At 70.7% G+C, this 2,901-nt stretch carries 3 protein-coding genes; 1 reads left to right on the forward strand and 2 read right to left on the reverse strand.

Features of this window, described 5'->3' with window-relative positions; genetic code table 11:
* Positions 1 to 278, reverse strand: a 278-nt coding sequence (locus tag GH736_RS20380; protein ID WP_159606577.1) for a TetR/AcrR family transcriptional regulator, incomplete at its 3' end; no start/stop codon positions are given.
* A gap of 91 nt (positions 279 to 369) precedes the next feature.
* Here GH736_RS20380 and GH736_RS20385 point away from each other — a divergent pair.
* Positions 370 to 1,095: an MBL fold metallo-hydrolase gene (locus GH736_RS20385; RefSeq protein ID WP_159606579.1), complete on the forward strand. Its 726-nt coding sequence runs from the start codon at positions 370 to 372 to the stop codon at positions 1,093 to 1,095.
* Positions 1,096 to 1,101: 6 nt separating this feature from the next.
* Here GH736_RS20385 and GH736_RS20390 read toward each other — a convergent pair whose 3' ends face one another.
* Positions 1,102 to 2,709 carry a carboxyl transferase domain-containing protein gene (locus GH736_RS20390; RefSeq protein ID WP_159606581.1) on the reverse strand — a complete coding sequence of 536 codons (1,608 nt, stop codon included), beginning with the start codon at positions 2,707 to 2,709 and terminating at the stop codon, positions 1,102 to 1,104.
* Positions 2,710 to 2,901: the final 192 nt, after the last annotated feature.

The following is a 2,901-nucleotide window of genomic DNA, read 5'->3' on the forward strand; positions in this document are numbered from 1 at the left end:
ACGGCCCTGGCGAGCCGGGCCAGCTCCGCGGCCGCGTCAGTGCCGGGCACGAGATCACCCACGTGCTCGAGGCGCGCGCTCAGGTCCTGGAGCGTGGCCTCGGCGATGCGGGCGACGAGCGCGTCGCGATTGCGGACACGCTTGTAGAGCGACGGCGCGCGGACGCCGACTCGGTCGGCCACCGCCTGCATGGTGAGGCCGTCGAGGCCATCGGCCTCGAGCAGCGCTCGCCCGGCCTCGACGATCGCCTCGAGCGAGGTGCGGTCGGGTGTGGGCATCGCGACTCCGATCATTGGTGGCTATTGACCGTAGCCATCATAGCTATGTAGCATAGCCATCGTCCACCCCTCCACCAGATCGGATTTCGCGATGCAACTGGCACCTTCACTCCACCGCATCGGCAACGACGTCGTTGCCGTGTACCTCGTCGACACCCCCGAGGGCGTCACCGTCATCGACGCCGGCCTCGCGGGCCAGTGGAAGGAGTTCACGACCGAGCTCGCCGGCATGGGCCGGTCGGTCGACGATGTCCGCGGCGTCGTGCTCACGCACGGTGACAGCGATCACATCGGTTTCGCCGAGCGCCTCCGCCGCGATCACGGCGTACCGATCTTCGTGCACGAGGCCGACGCGGCGCGCGCCCGTGGCGAGGTCTCCACGAAGCCCGAGTGGGGGCACATGAAGATCGGCGCCACCGCGGGCTTCCTCTGGTACGCACTCCGCAAGAACGGCTTGCGCACCACGCCGGTCGCCGAGGTGGTCGACGTGCACGACGGCGACGTGCTCGATCTTCCCGGTGCGCCTCGCGTGATCGGCATGCCCGGGCACTCCCCCGGCAGCATCGCGATCCACGTTCCCGCCGTCGACGCCGTCTTCGTCGGCGACGCGCTCACCACCCGGCACGTGCTCACCGGCGAACGAGGTCCGCAGCCGGCGCCCTTCACCGACGATCCCCATGAGGCGATCGCGTCGCTGCAGCGCCTCGTCGGACTCGGTGCGACCTGGGTGCTGCCCGGTCATGGCACGCCGTGGAACGGCGGGGTGGACGAGGCCGTGCGCGAGGTCACGAAGGCGGCCGCTGGGTCCGGTTCCTGAAGACGGTCACATGCGGAACAGGCCGAACCGCGGCTCGGGCAGCGGCGTTCGGCTCGCGAGCTCCAGCGCCATCGCGAGCACCGTGCGGGTGTCCGCCGGGTCGATGATCCCGTCATCCCACAGCCGCGCCGTGGAGTGGTAGGGGCTGCCCTGGTGCTCGTACTGCTCGCGGATGGGCGCCCGGAACGCCTGCTCGGCGGCATCCGACCACTCCTCGCCCTTTACGGCCAGCTGGTCGCGCTTGACGGTCGCGAGCACGGATGCCGCCTGCTCGCCGCCCATCACGGAGATGCGCGCGTTCGGCCACATGAACAGGAAGCGCGGCGAGTAGGCGCGCCCGCACATGGAGTAGTTGCCCGCGCCGAACGACCCGCCGATGACGACCGTCAGCTTCGGGACCCGCGTCGTGGCCACGGCGGTGACCATCTTGGCACCGTGCTTGGCGATGCCGCCCGCCTCCGCATCGCGGCCGACCATGAACCCCGAGATGTTCTGGAGGAAGACGAGCGGGATGCCGCGCTGGTCGCACAGTTCGATGAAGTGCGCGCCCTTCATGGCCGACTCGCTGAAGAGCACCCCGTTGTTCGCCACGATGCCCACGGGGTGGCCGTCGAGGTGCGCGAAGCCCGTGACGAGCGTGTCGCCGTACTCGGGCTTGAACTCGCTGAACTCGCTGTCGTCGACCAGCCGCGCGATGACCTCGTGCACGTCGTAGGGCTGCTGCACGTCGACCGGTACGGCGGCGGCGAGGCCGGCGGGATCGACGGCCGGCGGTCGCGACTCCCGAACCGTCCAGGCACGCGCCTGCGGAGCGGGCAGCGTCGCCACCATGTCGCGGACCAGTTCGAGGGCGTGCTCGTCGTCGTCGGCCAGGTGGTCGGTGACCCCGGAGATGCGCGAGTGCAGGTCGCCGCCGCCGAGCTCCTCGGGGGTGACGACCTCGCCGATGGCGGCCTTCACGAGGGGCGGCCCGCCGAGGAAGATCGTGCCCTGGTCGCGCACGATCACGCTCTCGTCGCTCATCGCAGGCACGTAGGCGCCGCCGGCCGTGCACGAGCCGAGCACGGCCGCCAGTTGCGGGATGCGTCGCGACGACAGCTGCGCCTGGTTGTAGAAGATGCGTCCGAAGTGCTCGCGGTCGGGGAACACCTCGTCCTGCTTGGGCAGGAACGCGCCGCCCGAGTCGACGAGGTAGATGCACGGCAGGCCGTGCTCCTGAGCGACCTCCTGCGCGCGAAGGTGCTTCTTCACCGTCATCGGGTAGTAGGTGCCGCCCTTGACCGTGGCGTCGTTGCAGACGACCACGACAGGTCGGCCGTGCACGAGGCCGACGCCCGTGATGATGCCGGCGCCCGGCGAATCGCCGCCGTACATCCCGTCGGCGGCGAGCGGCGAGAGCTCGAGGAACGGGCTGCCCTCGTCGAGCAGCCGGTCGACGCGGTCACGCGGCAGCAGCTTGCCGCGGGCGACATGCCGCTCCCGGGATGCCTCGGGCCCGCCGAGCGCCGCGGTCGCGAGCTTCTCGCGGAGTTCGCGGACGAGCTCCGCGTGCGCCTCGGCGTTGCGGCGCGCCGTGTCGCTCGAGGGGTCGATGCCCGTCGTGAGGGTCGTCATCCGCTCCGCCTGTCTTCGTCGACCGCGCGCCTCTTGTGCGGAGCACGGAATTTCGGTTAGTGTGCACTAACTCGATTCCCGATGTTAGCGAGCACCCACCGACATGGCAAGCACCCTCGACGAGACCGGCACCGGCGCCGCGGCGACCGACGCGCCGGCCGACCGCGCGCTCGACGCCGCTCCGTTGACCGA

Source organism: Agromyces humi (assembly GCF_009720255.1).
GTDB classification, from domain to species: domain Bacteria; phylum Actinomycetota; class Actinomycetes; order Actinomycetales; family Microbacteriaceae; genus Agromyces; species Agromyces humi.

Excerpts from the sequence above, each read along its gene's own strand:
- GH736_RS20385 (WP_159606579.1), top strand. The coding sequence starts at position 370 with ATGCAACTGGCACCTTCACTCCACCGCATCGGCAACGACGTCGTTGCC.
- GH736_RS20390 (WP_159606581.1), bottom strand. The coding sequence starts at position 2,709 with ATGACGACCCTCACGACGGGCATCGACCCCTCGAGCGACACGGCGCGC.